Raw genomic sequence first — 14,773 nt, 5'->3', positions numbered from 1 at the left:
CGTTAAGATGTTTTTCCTTTTATAATCAAGGCGTTGGAGATATTATCAGGTGCGATTCCGCTCTGCGTGGAACTTTCAATTTTTCTCAATCGGAAAATTTTGGCATCCCGCTGTACATTTGTTGGTAGTCGAATAATGGGGTCAGTAACGGAGTGTACTGGCGTGAAAATCAGATTTTATTTTTGTTTAAATTTCGGGCGCTGTTATTTATCCGACATCAATCGACTTGAATCAAGCCGCATAGCGGATAGGCTCATGCTCAAAGTATTTTCTGACGCGCGCGGGTTGGCGCTGCACGCTTCGCAAATGGCTGGAAGTTGCCTTGATCAACTGCAGCTTGGTTCGCGCCGGAGCGCGCTTGGTGACAGCCTGCTTCAGCGAGCATCTCATCACGGTTGAACTCGGGGCTGTAACTGGGCAAGTAGAACACCTCGATACGCTCTTTGTTGGCCGCCAGCTACGCCTTGACCGGTTTGGCGTGATGCACGCGCAGGTTGTCCAGCACAAGGAAGATCTTCTTCTCGGCCCCGCGAATGAGCCTTGCATGAAGTCGATCAGAATGTCGGCATTCAGCGCGCCATCGAAGATTTTCCAACGCATCTCACCCTTGTTGGTGACTGTGGAGATCACCGACAGGCCGTGCCGCTTGTTGCTCACGCGAACCACCGGCGTTTGCCCCTTGGGGGCGTAGCTGCGTTCAAGTTAATTCATAGCGAATCAATAACGTCACCGTGCGCATCCCCAGCAATGGGCTCTTTGCCGGAGAGAGAGGACTAGCAAAACTAGCCTCAACCCTCGCGCTGACTATCCTGCCGCAGTAGTTCCGTAATCGCATCAAATGCTGCCAAGCGGGCCTCCACAACCGTGCGGTATCCCCCGCCGGTCCGGACGACCTCAACCGATTTATTCGGCTGAAGTTCAAAGTGCCAAGCGGCCTTACCGGTCTTGATAATTCTGGTTATATAGCCGTCCGCATTCAGATAGGAATTTCCGACTGGATTCCGTTTCCAATAGCGAGAGACCCACTGATCTCGCTTCCTTGCGCGCACACGCTCCCACGTTGTTGGTATGTCCCAGGAAGGTTTATCCGCAGCTTCGGGAAGAATCGACATCTGTTGTGTTGCGTGTATCAGCGTAAAGCCGGCAATGCTAGCGGGAACTCGTCCCGCCTCCCTCTGAAAGATAGTGAAGTCAGAATTACGTCGCCTGCTCACAGCTACCGACTCACCCAGCTCGATGAAGCTGCACACTGCCAATGCAACGGAGACAGCTTAGGAAACGCGAAAAATCCGGATGAAACATTTCCATACCAAAATAAAACTCAAACAAACAATATTCAACAATCCTCAAAACCATCATAGAGGCAAGGTTCCTCACTTTGGGGCGACTGTATATCACTTGGTTACGGAAATTCCGGTGGCAACCCGCTGTGCCTTACTACAAAAGACTTGGCAATTCCGAAAGCGCGTCCGACGGTCATGAACTAATCCCTTCGGAGTGGAGGTGTTACACATCGACCCCAACCATCTTTTGAGCAATTGACGTCGCGCGTTTCGTTCGACTAAAAACACTGCGTGCTGTCGTGGCACGCTTATGTTCTGTCACCTTGCACAGCACCCATCCTATCGTCGCAATCTACAGGAAAAAGGCAGGAGGAGTTATGGCACGTGCTAAGCAAGATCACCACTTTGGTAAATCGCGCCCGTCCGGCGATGGCAATTTCAACGTTCACGTCAAAACGTCGCAGGAAGCGCGGGACACGCACTACCGAAATCTGCCCGATCCGACTGGCAAGCCACCGTTTAACCTGGATCTCGCCGACATCCTTCCCGAAAAAAACCTAGCGGACATCAAGAAAGCCAAGAAGCTCACATTCCACGTGAACGGCGACATGGGAGGCATCGTGTTCGCGACGCCGCAGGAGCTGGTGGCACGAGGCATGGAGGCTGATTTTGATGACGCTGCTGCGCCATCGGACAACCCTGCCTTTCTCTACATTTTGGGAGACTGTGTCTACTTTAACGGCGAAGGGGAGCAGTACCGGGCTCAGTTCTTCGAGCCCTACCAGTTCTACAAAGCCCCTATCTTTGCCGTGCCCGGCAATCATGACGGCGAGAACTTGCCCTAAGACAATTCCCTTGACGGATTTGTGCGCTTCTTCTGCGCGGAGCACGCTGCGCTCTTGCCGGAGGCGGGAGATACGGGCCGCACGACGATGACGCAACCCAACGTCTACTGGACGCTGCGCACACCCATGGTCAACATCATCGGGCTCTACTCCAACGTACCGGAAGGCGGTGACATTCGCTCGCCCCAGTTGGAGTGGCTTACCCAGCAGATCAAGTCGCTACCAAAGAGCCTGCCGCTCTTCCTGACCCTGCATCACCCGGTGTATTCCGCTGACACCTATCACTCCGGCAGCACGCACATGAAAGAGATCATCGAAGCGGCAGCCAAGGAAGCCGGCCGGCACCCCGATATGGTCCTGGCCGGGCACGTCCACAACTTCCAGCGCATCAGCAAGGACATGGGGGATGGAACAGTTGTGCCCTATCTGGTAGCCGGCGCCGGTGGCTACCACAATCTGCACTCGATCATGAAAGTCGACGGTGAAAAGCTGATTGCCCCAACCGTCTTTGAGGACAAAGAGGGAGACCGTGTCACGCTGGAGAAATACAGCGACGACAACCACGGATTCCTGCGCCTGGAGGTGACGGATACCACCATCACAGGCCGATACTACACAGTCCCCCGGCCGCAGGACCCATACAGCAAGGGAAGCAGCCTCCTAGACTATTTCGAATACGACTGGAAGAAGCACCAATACGTGCCGAACACACTGCAGGCCAAGTCTGCGAAGAAATCGGCTCGCAAGTGAGCCGATACGGCGGCTAGAAAGTAAGTAGCACTGCCCTCAAGGGGCTGCCTTGGGGGCAAGTTGGCAGCGAACTTGGAGAGTTCGCCGCTACGCACACCCACCCCGCGCTTGGCATGGCGCCCGCGTTGCCAAGCCGGTTGGCGCCTCTTCTTCACTACTTACGTCGGCCGGATGGGGACTGGGCTTCGGCATGCCAATACGATAGCCCCAATCCGACCAAGTTCATAATGCGCGCTAGAAGATCAGCGCAAAACACCGAATACAGCAGCAGCCACCCTGCGCTGCTCCACCTGATGTGCCCGCACCGACGCATGCGCCCCCGATGGCGTTGCGTGACGGCACACGCTGGCGAGCCGGCTTCCGGGCGGCAAACACGCCTCCAATTCATCCCGCACGAAGCGCCATGCGCCCTGGTTGGCATCCTCCTCCTGCGCCCAGACGATTTCTCTCAGGTTCGGAAAGGCCGCCAGTGCAGCCATGAGTGCCCGCGCCGGAAACGGGTAGAGCTGCTCGACGCGGATCAGCGCCACGTCAGCGCGTGCGTCGTGTTCACGCTGCGCCAGCAGTTCGTAAAAGAACTTGCCGCTGCACAGCACCACGCGCGTGACAGCGTTCGGCTCGGCCACCCCCGTATCCGCCAGCACCGGCATGAAGGCTCCGTCGACCAGGTCCTGCACGCGCGAATGCGAGCGCCCGTTGCCATGCAGTTCCGACTTGGGCGACATGACGACCAGTGGCTTGGGGGCTGCCAGCGTAGCTTGCTCACGCAGCAGATGGAACCACTGGCCGGAGGTCGAGGGCACGACAACGCGTAGGTTTTCATCCGCGCAAAGCTGCAGAAAACGGCCCAGGAACCCGCTGGAATGTTCCGGCCCAACACCTTCGTGGCCATGCGGCAGCAGCATGGTCAACGCCGACTGGCAACCCCACTTGTATTCGCCTGGCGCGATGTACTGGTCAACGAAGACTTGAGCGCCGTTCACGAAATCGCCAAACTGCGCCTCCCAGATCGTCAGCCGCGTGCGCGTCTGCACGCTGTAACCATATTCGAAACCGAGTGCGGCTTCTTCCGTCAGCGGAGAGTTGACGATGTCAAAAGCCCCCTGGCGCTGTGCGACATGCTGCAACGGAACGTGCTGCCCGCCCCCACCCGGCAGCGTAACTTGCGAATGCCACACCGCCTGCCGGTGCATGAACGTGCCGCGCCCGACGTCCATGCCGGACAGCCGTATGTCGTGCCCGTCTTCCAGCAACGTGGCGTGGGCCAGGTTTTCAGCCATGCGCCAATCGACCGTGTGTTGGCCGTCTGCCAACGCCGCGCGCCAGCGCTCGCACAGATCGCGCACCAGATCGTGCAGAACCACACCTTCGGGCGGCGTGGTCAACGTCTGCGTCAGCGCCTGCAAGCGCTGCAGCGACAGCGGCTGAAGCAGATGGCGCATCCCGTTGACGGCCGCCGCAGCGTCAGCCATTGACGTGGCTACCGTGGAGCCCGCCAGCAACTGGCGCAGGGCATCTTCACGCAGGTCGACCAGGCGCGTCGATTCCGCGCTGGCCGCGTGATACTGCTCGGTGACGGTTGGATGCGACGCGATGGCCGCGTGTAGCACCGGCTGTGTCAAGGCAGGTAGATCGTGCTCAGAATGCCCCAGCCGACGATAGCCGAGCAGATCAATAACGATGTCCGCACCATGCTCCATGCGGTACTCAAGGGCGATCCGCGCAGCGCGCAAGACCGCTTCCGGGTCATCTGCGTTGACATGCAGCACCGGCGCATCAACCATGCGCGTCACGTCGGTGCAATAGTCGTTGGCGCGCACGTCCATCACGTTGGGCGTCGTGAATCCGATCTGGTTGTTGACGATGACGTGCACGACCCCGCCTGCCGTGTAGCCGCTCCGACGGGTGAGGTTCAAGGTCTCCATGACGACGCCCTGAGCGGCGAACGCCGCGTCGCCGTGCACCATCACCGGCAGGCATGGCGCGTCGGGATGCTCGTCCACGTGCCCGCGCGCCATGCCGCAAACAACGGGATACACGCTCTGCAGATGCGAGGGGTTCGGCGCCAGCACCAACTGGAGTTCGCCGGCATCGGTGGTTCGCTTGGCGAGTCCGCCCAGGTGGTACGGCAGATCACGCTGGGTGATGGCGACTTCGGAATCCGGGTCCAGCCGATCCAGCATGCCTTGCGCATCGAAGCCCATCACGTTGACCAGCGCGTTCAAGCGCCCGCGATGCGGCAAGCCGAGAAAGACCTGTCGCACACCGCAACTGCCCGCCTCTTCGAACAGCGTTTCGAGTAGCGGTACCAGGCTCTCACAGCCTTCGAGAGAGAACCGCTTGGCATGCGCAAACCGATCGGCTGCGAGGCGCTCCCACATTTCGGCTGCGGCCAGCCGACCCAGGAGCCAACGCTTACGGTCGGGGGCAAGTGGCGGTGCCGTCAGCTCTGCCTCCATGCGGGCGTAGAGCCAGGTGCGGCGCTGGCGTTTGCGCACGCCGCTGCAATCGAGGCCGATGGAGCCGCAGTACACCCGTTTGAGCTGCCACTCGAGTTCCTGCATGGTGGTCGCCGTCGGCAACACGGCGCCCACTGGCTCGCGCCTGTGTGCGGGGTCCAAGCCATGGAACCGCAGTCGGAGTTCGGGCACCTCGGGCAGCGGTGCGCGTGAGAGCGGATCGAGACGCGCGCGGCGATACCCGAGGTCTCGGTAGGCGTCAATCAGACGGGAAGCGGGGGTGGACAACGGCCCAGCGTCTGCCGCACCCGTCGGCAGGGCATGCGGGTCGAACGCGGCGACAGAATCCTGGCCGGCAAATTGAGGCGATTGGGAAGACATGGTTGTGCAGGAGAAAGAGACACCGTTAGTTGCCCCCGCCGTCGGCACTCCGACACCGCTCCACGCGGCGGCCCTTCAGACAGCGCAGACACTGTGCAGCAGGCGCATGTTCGGACAGACGGCGGGACCTTTCGAAACACCAACCCGGGCGAGCCGGCCGGGCGCTCCGTCGATTCCTTCTTTTACGAGCCGCCTCGCGGGCAGCCCGTGCCTCCTCCGTTGAACCGCTTACAGCAACAGCACTGCGACTACGAAAGCGTTTGCACTTGGCTCCAGGCGGCGTGTGCCACAGAGCCTGCCTCGCCTTGCGCGGCGTGGCCACGACCTGACAGGTCTGCGTGGAGCGTGAAGGTGCTGACCATGTCGGCCAGTTGATTTGCCTGGTCCTGCAGGGCCTGTGCCGCCGTGGCGCTTTCCTCCACCAGCGAGGCGTTTTCCTGCGTGGCCTTGTCCATCTGCGTGATCGCCTGGTTGATCTGTTCGATGCCGTCGCTCTGCTCGCGGCTCGATGCGCTGATCTCGGACACGATGTTCGTCACGTTCTGGATGCCGGCCACCACATCGCGGATGATCTGGCCGGCCTCTTCCACCTTGGCCGTGCCAGTGCTGACGTGGCTGACGGAATCCTCGATGAGTGCCTTGATCTCCTTGGCCGCTGCTGCGCTGCGCTGCGCGAGGCTGCGCACCTCGCCGGCCACCACGGCAAAGCCACGGCCCTGCTCGCCAGCGCGCGCGGCTTCCACCGCAGCGTTGAGCGCCAGGATATTGGTCTGGAAGGCAATGCTGTCGATCACGCCGATGATGTCGACGATCTTGCGCGACGACGCGTTGATCGTGCTCATGGTCTGGATCGCCTCGCCCACGGCATCGCCGCCCTTGGTGGCGACCATCGACGCATTGGATGCCAGGCGGCTGGCCTCCTGCGCGTTGTCCGCGTTCCGCTTGACGGTGGAGGTGAGCTGCTCCATGGCCGCTGCCGTTTCCTCCAGTGAGCTGGCCTGCTGTTCGGTACGGCCCGAGAGATCGATGTTGCCGCTGGCCACTTCGCTCGATGCGCGGGTGATGGTGTCCGTGCCGCCCCGCACTTGGCTGACTATGCCGTGCAGGTTTTCGGTCATGTGCTTGAGCGCCGCCAGCAGACGGCCGATCTCGTCTTGCGTGCCGACCTCCAGCCGATGCGTCAGATTGCCCTGCGCCACGGCCTCAGCCAGGTGCATGGCATGGTGAATCGGGCGCGTGATGGTGCGGGTGATGAAGGCCCCCGTGGCAATGGCCAGCAGCGTGGCAAGAACGGCCAGCACGATCATCTGGATCTTGGCGTTGGCGCCCTGGGCGGCAGCTTCGCTCACATCGCGCTCCATCTCGCCTGCTTGCTGGTCGACCATCTTGTCGACCAGCACGTAATACTGGTCTTGCAGGCGCGACATGTCACCCTGATACAGGGCACGTGCCTCCTGCGCGTTGTCGGCATCGACCAGCTCGAAGAACTTGCGGACGCTGGCACCGTAGGCTGAACGTGCATCGAACTGTTCTTTGAAGAGTGCTTTGCCCTGATCGGTCGTGAGCAGCTTCTCCAGGCGGCCATATGCCTGCGCATTGGCCTGGCGGATGGCCGCGTAGTCACTCATGTACTTCGTCTTCTGCTCGGGCGCGGTGGCGAGCAGCAGATTGCTGAGAATGCCGTTGGCCTTGTAGCCATTGTTCTTGATCTGGTTGCTCAACGCGATCAGTGAGTAGCGCTCGCTCACGATCCGGCCCATCTTTGTGTTGTTGTCGTCCAGCCGTTGTATGCCGACCGCAGCGATCCCGATCAGCAACGCCACGACAAGCGCGAACGCGGCTCCGAGGCGTACCCCGATCCTCATGTCCGAGATTCTCATTTTCTTCTTCCTGTTTCAGCAGCTTCAAAGAGAGAAACATCACAGCGCGGCGACGTCATTGCCGAGCCATTGCGCAATGCACTCAGGTGCATGCGTTGAAGCAGGAGCATCTCAGGAAGAATTGCGGCCGTCGTTTGCCGATCTTCAAAGCCGTCACTCGCCGATATTGCCTAGGCTGCTTCGACCGGACATATCGGCAGTGCAAGAGAAATCTTGAGTGCGGCACAAGCGAAGCGCCCCAAAGTTGAGTTTTCTTGTATTTCGACAATGCAGGATCTCCAGCACTGAAATAATTTTATTTCTCATGTAAATATCATTCGTCCATCTCGGTGCTGAGTTCGCCATCATCTCGTTGGAGAAGCCGGATTCGCGGGTGAAGTCCGGTTCCAAGCGTTTAGCCTAAGGCGACACCCCTCTCCCCGACATGACCTAATAGGACATGCCGAATGAACGGCAGCGTGACACCCCTTTATGAGTTTGCGCATCGAACACCTTACTTGCGAACTCCGGACGGTAACGATCGAACACCGTGATGACCGGTTCGGTGAGGCGCGCGATCCAGGTAATCGTGTCAAGCAGACCAAGCCGCAATCGCAGTGCGAGGAGGATGCCTGTCTGCCGCACTTTGTCTCGTTGGTCTTCGGGTAACTTGTTTGCCAGGATCGAAATGAAGATCAGGTTGTCAATGCCCTGCACGATTTTCATCGTGATAAGCGTGGCAAGAGCAACCCAAACAGCAGGGTCGGCGGCAAGAATGACCCTGGACCGGAATTAGTCCCGTCCAGAAGTAGCGATTTCCGGCGTCTGCTGCGGCGAATGGCACCGCGGATGCTCGTGGCTAACACCAAGATGGACGCTCTCCCTAATGTGACTAGCGGGGGAGCCAGACAACAACAGGGCGGCACGCCCGCAGGCCGGGCGCACACGCGCCACTTGCCTCCCGCCAGCGGTTGGCGGCAACGGCAGCGCCCATTGCGCTCGCCGCACGCGTCCCTCACACAACATTCGGTTCGCTTACGCTGCAATGGTTTCGCCCATGGCGGCTCGGCAGACGCAACCTCGCGGCAACATTACACGCTGGTCCATTCTCAATTGTTCCGTTCCGGAGTTGCCATGCCACGTGTCGACGGTTCAAGTCCATCGGCGGTGCCTTCGCCGTCCATTGGCGAGGCATCCACCAGCCGCACCATCCCGCGCCCCGATACCAACCTGCGTCGGCGCCCGGTGCGTGCGCGTGAGGGCGCGCTGGCCGAACTGCCCGCGCCCCGCGCCAATGCGCCGCGCGTGCAGGCTGCGGACACCGCTGTCGTAGAGCCCCCACGCAGCCGCATTTCTGCCACGCTCCGCCGCGTACGTGGCGCGGGGCAAGCGCTGGCCCAGGCGGGAGGCCAGGCCGGCTCTGCCCTGGGGCAATTCGCGCTGGAAAATCCGTTCTTCACAGCAGGCTTGGGGGGCGTTGCGCTGGGCAACTACAACATGCACCGGGCGCAGCAGCGCAATGACGTGCCGGCCTATGCTGGCGCGGCGTCCGTGGCGATGCTCGGCACGATGATGCTTGCCGTTCATGCGGGGCGCGCGCTGGCAGACCTGCTGCGCGCCAACCCAGCGCCGCTGCACGTGAACGCAGACATGTTGTCCGACGCCGTCAACATGCTCAACGGCCTGGACGATGTGGACATGGCCGAAGAAGCCGGCCACCACACGCTCTACGTGGTTGACCATCTGCAAGACATTGCGGCGGTGCCTGCAAACCGCCTGCACCCGGCCGTGCGCAACGCTGCTGGACAGGCCGACGGCAATCCACAGCAGTTGATTCGCAATCTGGTGGGCGTGCTCACAGGCAGCCCGCCGGTGTACTCGCCGCGTCGGCCGCCACCCGGCAACGCTGGGCTGGCACCCGCCAACGGCGCGCCGCTGCGCATCAGCACCGAGACGCTGATTCACGCAATCAACATGCTCACCGGCTTTGCTGGCCACGAAGACATGACGGCGGAAGCCGGCGCGCACATGCTTGACGTGGTCGACCACTTGCATGACATCTCGACCCAGCCCGCAGGAACCTTGCATCCGGCCGTGCGCCAGGCCGCAGAGGCCTCAGGCGACAATGCCCAGCAGTTGGTCCGTAACTTGGTGGCCATGCTGCAGCAAGACTCATCCATCTTGCCGCTACGCCGGCAGGAACAAGCCCAGTAAGACGTATCCCCCGAGGCGGCCCGGTTGTTATACCGGCCGCAGCCATGCCACCGTTTGCAATTCGTTGTCAGCGGTTGGCTGAGGGAGTCTCTTGCGGCCGATGGTGGATTCGGTTAGTCAGCGGTTGACGGTTTGAGGTTCCAGAGCTTCAGTGCCTCGTAATCATCGACCGCCTGTGCGCGTGGCAGAGCCTTGAGCAAGGCGACGAGATATTGGTACGCGTCGACACCGTTGGCCTTAGCCTCCTCCACCAGCGAGTACAGGTTGGCCGAGGCATTGGCGCCAGCCGCTGTATCGCAGAACGGCCAGTCGCGGCGCCCGACGGCGAGCGGCCGGTTGGCGTTCTCGCACGGGTTGTTCGAGATCGTCCGCACCTCTAGGTGGGTCACTTCTAAAGTGCTGCCAATAAAGAATCGCAGGCTATGGAAAAACTGTGAGCGCGAGCTCAACACCAGCCTGCAGTTCGTATATTTGGCCTTCTTGGTGCTTCTGCTCAAGAGATCATGGACAGGCTCTGCGGGGATGCCAAGCCCCTCCGACAGAGCAGATTCTTGGTGTTGGCATAGGGAGGCGATGCGCCTACCTAGATCACCTAATGGGGTGACGGTGAGTCCGAGAGTTCAACACCATCACTCGCGCACATGGCGGACTGGCGACCGTAGAGCGCAGAACCTGTGACGTGAGCCAGCAGCCAAGGGCCGCCATGCTCACGTGATCGGGGGTTTGGAATGCAAGTTGAGAAATGCATCCTTGGCAACGAACCGCCGGTCGCTCGGGCCCGGGAAGGCATTGTTTTCGCTATTGGCGCCGTCACTGCGCTGGCAATCTGTCAATCGGGTCTAGCAACTGCTGCAATCGGACCATCACCGCGTCAAGGACCGTCCGATATGGTTACCCCGCAGTCCACTTCTATCCCAGCCGTTGCGTTGCCGCCACCAACGGACCGTGAGGCACTGTTACGCGCCGCGGCCGCCGTCATTGGCCTAGACGCCGAGGCGCAGTCGCAGTTCGCTCGCTTCGGCCAAGTGCGCCTAGGCGACATCACATTTGCCCTACACGCAAGCGATGTTCCCCAAGCGCCGCTCACATCGGTTGCGTCTGCCTCGCTCTTACGTCCTGAAGGCGTGGCGCCTTCGGTATGGCATGACACCCTGCTAGCAGCCAACGAAGCCACCATGCTGACTGCCGAGTGGAGTTTCACCCTTGAAGAGGACGACTCCGCCAGCCTCATCATGAAGCTGCAGCCGGATATGGATACGCCTGTCCTGCTGCGTGCCATTTTCGAAGCCATGATGGACTTGTGCGCCACGGTGCGTGATGCCGCCGCCCGATCGAACTTGAATCCGGAGCCCCTGCAATGAAGACGATTCACGCGCCTTTCAGTTCAGTACCTCCCTGCGCATCCGCCCGCACTACCAAACCGACATTCGCCGCGTGTAGCAGCCTAGAGTTCGAAGCCCACAAGGATGTGCTCACGCTGGTGGCCGAAATCATGCTGTTGCTGGGCGCACCCTACGAGGTAGCACGGGAAGCCGCGCGCACCGGCCAGTTGCGCGTGGCCGGCAGGCAACTCGTACTCACATGCTCGGGCGACGAAACGACCTTGCTGATTGGTGCACCGCTTAGTCGCGAGTGGGCTACGCCCGCGGCGCGGCGCGCTTTGCTGCTGGCGAACGCCCCGTTGCTGCTCACCGCAGGTGTAGCTGTCGCGGCGGGCCATGCTGGCCTGCAACTGATCAGCCGCTGGCCACTTGCACCTCGCCGTCCTGCCGCGCTCGCGCGCTGGCTGCGTAGTTTTGCGTCGCTTGCGACAGATATCGAATCCAAGCGCCATGGGGCACTTTCGCCCATTCCCACTGTCGCTCAATAGCAAGGCCCAGTCATGACCATCGATCGTATTCGCAGTCAATCCATGCCGCATCTGCCCTCGGGTCACAGTGACACAACAGTTCCCGGCTCCAGCAAGCCTCTCCACAATGCCTCCGGTGGTCGCAAATTGGACGCTGCACTCGGCGGCTTAGCCAGATCGCCACGTGCTCGCAGCAAAGATGACGAGGGCGAGGCCAGCCGCCTTTTCCAGGGCCCACACTCCGCTCGAATCGACGCTGACGACATATCCGCCATGGTCGCGTTCAGTTCGAAGCATTCTGACGGCACTCAGCTTCCTTCCTTCCATTCGACGACATTTTCCGGATGCCAACTGGACAACCTGTCGGAAATCGACTTGGAGTCCGCGCACACCCCAGCACATGGGCAGGCGCTGCAGATGAAGCACCTGCCGGCACAAACCGGTGCTACATGGCGGGAGACGCTTGTGTCGCTCAGACAAACCGCTCAGATGGCTGGTCAAAGCTTGGGGCAGACCGCAAGCCATGCGACTCACACAGTCGCTGACGCGGCAACGCACGGCGCGCAGCAAGCCTGGAACGGCACAAAGTGGATGGCGAACCATGCTGTTACGGCCGCCACCTTCGTCGGCGGACACGCCGTGGCTGGCGCACGCAGCACATTGTCCGGCATGAGTGTAATGGGCATTGACGCAAAGTTTGCCGGCGCAGCCGGCGGTCACCTGATCCATCAACTCACGGCCGTTGGTATCCCAACGTTTGCACGAGAAATCATGGCGGAAACCATGTTCGCGGCGCTGCGTCACTTGCCTCCGTCACACGTGGCCGCCATGGAAGTGGCAGTAGGTACCATGACGTTGGCCTCGCACCGCGTACGCCAGTATCGCGAACAGCGTAACCCCGAGGCAGCGGCACGTGGATTCCACAACTTCAGTGCCGAACAATGGGCTGAGCTAGGCAGCGAGCAAAAAGAGCGGCTCATGAGCGAGCAGCGCAAATATTCTGACGCCGTCACTACGCTGGCCACCGCCAGCGTCATGACCAACATCACGCTGGCCTTCAGTGGCCAGCACATCGGCGCCCCCGAGCTAGCCGCCCGGATGGTCGCGAACGACGTCAAGGTGGCCGCCTATTCCGCAATGCGTGACACTATCCAGGCCTCGTTCCGCATGGTTGGCATGGAAAACCCCAACGCCAGCAATGGCGGTGTGAGCGGTGCACACTTGGACGCCGCGGCCAACTTCTATGCGCTAGCCAACGTAGTCGCCAACTATGCGGGTGAGGCGGCTGCCCCCGCCGAATTCGGCAACGCACGACTAGCGCTGGCTGAGATGAATCGGCCGGACGGGGCGAGTCCTGGACTCACAAAGGGTGAAGCGTTCAAGGTAATTACTGAATCGTCGGCCATCAAGGCGGCTATCAACACGCTGCTGGAAACGGCTGACTGGACCAACCTTACGCAGCAAGAAGCCAACGAAGCTGGTACGTGCCAGCAATTCGGTCCGGCTCTCAAGGGCAAGCGGGAAGACTACATGCGGGTACTAGATCAGTCTGTCGCGCGCACGGCCGCTATTGGCTCCAACGTCTCGCTGGGTACGGCGCTTAGCTTGGTAGCGGAAAAGACCAAGATGCCGGCAGCATGGACATCCGCGCTTACCAACGTCGTGCCAGCCTTCGCTGTGGGATTGAGCTACAAGGCCATCGGAGGCACTTGGCAGGCTGGAGGTGCGGTGCGCGGGGTGGAAGATAGACGGCCTGAACAGGTGTAGCGAAAGTTAGTGCGAATCGCCCCGGGATTCGAGGGGGCCGGTTGGTTTAAGTTGAGACCGATGCAATGGTCTCGCTGGCAAACTGCCGCCAGTAGTTTGCCTCAGCTTCAACTGGCGGGATGTACCTGATGGGCTCAAGCAATCGGAGGTTGACAATGCACCTATTGCAGGGTAACTCCCCGATGGAGAGGCTGTTCCGCAGCCTGAAGACCGAGTGGTTGCGGTCAGTGGGTTACATGACGGCGCATGAAGCTCACGGGGACATCAGCCATTACCTGATGCCCCGGTACAACTGGATACGGCCACATCAGTTCAATGACGGACTGGCGCCGCCTGTTGCAGAAGAAAAACTTAACGCAGTGTCCGGGATGGGTTGACCACTACAGTCTGCCAACTTGGAGTGAAGCGGACCAACATGCAAACGGCTGGCGAACTCGCTATAGGTAGCGAGTCCAGACAACACTCACACTTGCTGGCGGGGTGAACCCATTCCCCCCCCACCTGGAATGTGCGTAGGATCGAAGGTGGATGGCAGATGACTGACGTCGATCGTAGTACTTGCTCCCCACGTCGACCCACCTCCATTCCCCCCTTGGTTGCCAACCGTGATGTAGCCTTGGATCGATGTGGATCCACCTGTGTTAAGAACACCGGCGGCCAGAATGTTGCCAAAGACGCTGTTGGATGCCCCTAGCGTGACGTTGCCACCGGCAAAGGCACTGTTCTGATAGCCCCCGGCAAGCAACGCAATGTTGCCAATCGAGCTGCTAGTGTAGGAACCACCCGAACAGAAGTTCGTGGGATAGAGCGACGGGAACACTGTGTTGCTGCATTGAGCACTGGCACCACCATAGTTCGGGGCATACACGACGGTATTGCCGCTCGTAACTATGTTACCGGTGGCCACAACAGTGTTCTGATAGGTCCCAACGCCAAGATTCACATCACCATGAAACCAAATCACGCCAGGCACCATGGTGGCGCCGTTGGTACTCCAGTTGCCATTTGAGTATGAAAAACAAGTGTTGTAGTCGGAGTAGCCTTTGCAGATCTTGGCTAAGCACGAACCGGCATGGTACGTCTTGGTCGTACACAGATAGTCCTGGTTGCCAGCGCTACCGGCGAGGTAATAAGTGCCATCCGGCACACCGTTGACGTTCGAGACAGTTACTACGATGTTGCTCTGAACATCAACGTCGAAGGCGTAGTTGGCGGCGCTTCTGAGCGGCCACGCGTCAATCGTGGCAGTCTGAACGGACGCTAGCGTGAGTGGTGTCAGCGGAACACGCAGCCCAGGTGTTTGCGTGACATGAATGTTCTGGTTCCATGGGGGTTTCGAAACGGAGTGGAGCAGCCCCCTGAATCC

Annotated in this window: 9 protein-coding genes and 5 pseudogenes; 8 read left to right on the top strand and 6 right to left on the bottom strand. The window is 60.3% G+C overall.

Features of this window, described 5'->3' with window-relative positions; genetic code table 11:
- Window positions 1-231: 231 nt before the first annotated feature.
- Window positions 232-696, bottom strand: a pseudogene (locus tag PI87_RS28845) (IS630 family transposase); the annotation flags it as partial.
- 964 nt (window positions 697-1,660) lie between these two features.
- Here PI87_RS28845 and PI87_RS28275 point away from each other — a divergent pair.
- Complete coding sequence (locus PI87_RS28275; RefSeq protein ID WP_052321774.1) at window positions 1,661-2,128, top strand: metallophosphoesterase; 468 nt, start codon at window positions 1,661-1,663, stop codon at window positions 2,126-2,128.
- 87 nt (window positions 2,129-2,215) lie between these two features.
- On the top strand, window positions 2,216-2,878 hold the full coding sequence (locus PI87_RS28270; RefSeq protein ID WP_157003248.1) for a metallophosphoesterase family protein: 663 nt from the start codon (window positions 2,216-2,218) through the stop codon (window positions 2,876-2,878).
- A 242-nt stretch (window positions 2,879-3,120) separates the two neighbouring features.
- Here PI87_RS28270 and PI87_RS25705 read toward each other — a convergent pair whose 3' ends face one another.
- The 3 genes and pseudogenes from PI87_RS25705 to PI87_RS25695 form a co-directional block, all read right to left on the bottom strand.
- On the bottom strand, window positions 3,121-5,718 hold the full coding sequence (locus tag PI87_RS25705) for a 2-oxoglutarate dehydrogenase E1 component (RefSeq protein ID WP_039600582.1): 2,598 nt from the start codon (window positions 5,716-5,718) through the stop codon (window positions 3,121-3,123).
- A gap of 248 nt (window positions 5,719-5,966) precedes the next feature.
- Complete coding sequence (locus PI87_RS25700) at window positions 5,967-7,598, bottom strand: methyl-accepting chemotaxis protein (protein WP_039600581.1); 1,632 nt, start codon at window positions 7,596-7,598, stop codon at window positions 5,967-5,969.
- Between the two features lie 519 nt (window positions 7,599-8,117).
- Window positions 8,118-8,354, bottom strand: a pseudogene (locus tag PI87_RS25695) (TerC family protein); the annotation flags it as partial.
- Between the two features lie 357 nt (window positions 8,355-8,711).
- Here PI87_RS25695 and PI87_RS29760 point away from each other — a divergent pair.
- Complete coding sequence (locus PI87_RS29760) at window positions 8,712-9,791, top strand: hypothetical protein (protein WP_039600579.1); 1,080 nt, start codon at window positions 8,712-8,714, stop codon at window positions 9,789-9,791.
- Between the two features lie 113 nt (window positions 9,792-9,904).
- Here PI87_RS29760 and PI87_RS25685 read toward each other — a convergent pair.
- A pseudogene (locus PI87_RS25685) lies at window positions 9,905-10,156 on the bottom strand (transposase domain-containing protein); the annotation flags it as partial.
- Window positions 10,157-10,196: 40 nt separating this feature from the next.
- Here PI87_RS25685 and PI87_RS29290 point away from each other — a divergent pair.
- The 5 genes and pseudogenes from PI87_RS29290 to PI87_RS25665 form a co-directional block, all read left to right on the top strand.
- Window positions 10,197-10,292: pseudogene (locus PI87_RS29290) on the top strand (IS5/IS1182 family transposase); the annotation flags it as partial.
- Between the two features lie 227 nt (window positions 10,293-10,519).
- Window positions 10,520-11,152: a hypothetical protein gene (locus PI87_RS25680; protein ID WP_157003247.1), complete on the top strand. Its 633-nt coding sequence runs from the start codon at window positions 10,520-10,522 to the stop codon at window positions 11,150-11,152.
- A complete protein-coding gene (locus tag PI87_RS25675; protein ID WP_157003246.1) occupies window positions 11,149-11,661 on the top strand; it encodes a hypothetical protein in 513 nt (170 codons plus the stop codon). Before PI87_RS25680 ends, PI87_RS25675 begins: the two co-directional genes overlap by 4 nt.
- Window positions 11,662-11,673: 12 nt before the next feature.
- Window positions 11,674-13,407 (top strand): hypothetical protein, encoded by a 1,734-nt coding sequence (locus PI87_RS28265; protein WP_157003245.1) that lies wholly within the window; start codon window positions 11,674-11,676, stop codon window positions 13,405-13,407.
- A gap of 173 nt (window positions 13,408-13,580) precedes the next feature.
- Window positions 13,581-13,784: pseudogene (locus PI87_RS25665) on the top strand (IS3 family transposase); the annotation flags it as partial.
- Window positions 13,785-13,870: 86 nt separating this feature from the next.
- On the opposite strand, the gene PI87_RS29495 reads toward PI87_RS25665, so the two are convergent.
- The coding region (locus PI87_RS29495; protein WP_442965525.1) for a hypothetical protein at window positions 13,871-14,773 on the bottom strand (903 nt) is incomplete at its 5' end.

Origin of the sequence: Ralstonia sp. A12 (genome assembly GCF_000801955.1) — a bacterium.
Lineage (GTDB): Bacteria > Pseudomonadota > Gammaproteobacteria > Burkholderiales > Burkholderiaceae > Ralstonia.
The sequence above is the reverse complement of the archived record's forward strand: the minus strand, read 5'-3'. Positions and strand labels throughout refer to the sequence as shown.

Bases quoted from the DNA above. Each gene is read 5' to 3' on its own strand.
- PI87_RS28270 (WP_157003248.1), top strand. From the start codon at position 2,216: ATGACGCAACCCAACGTCTACTGGACGCTGCGCACACCCATGGTCAAC.
- PI87_RS25700 (WP_039600581.1), bottom strand. From the start codon at position 7,598: ATGAGAATCTCGGACATGAGGATCGGGGTACGCCTCGGAGCCGCGTTC.
- PI87_RS25675 (WP_157003246.1), top strand. From the start codon at position 11,149: ATGAAGACGATTCACGCGCCTTTCAGTTCAGTACCTCCCTGCGCATCC.
- PI87_RS28265 (WP_157003245.1), top strand. From the start codon at position 11,674: ATGACCATCGATCGTATTCGCAGTCAATCCATGCCGCATCTGCCCTCG.
- PI87_RS25680 (WP_157003247.1), top strand. From the start codon at position 10,520: ATGCAAGTTGAGAAATGCATCCTTGGCAACGAACCGCCGGTCGCTCGG.
- PI87_RS29760 (WP_039600579.1), top strand. From the start codon at position 8,712: ATGCCACGTGTCGACGGTTCAAGTCCATCGGCGGTGCCTTCGCCGTCC.
- PI87_RS25705 (WP_039600582.1), bottom strand. From the start codon at position 5,718: ATGTCTTCCCAATCGCCTCAATTTGCCGGCCAGGATTCTGTCGCCGCG.
- PI87_RS28275 (WP_052321774.1), top strand. From the start codon at position 1,661: ATGGCACGTGCTAAGCAAGATCACCACTTTGGTAAATCGCGCCCGTCC.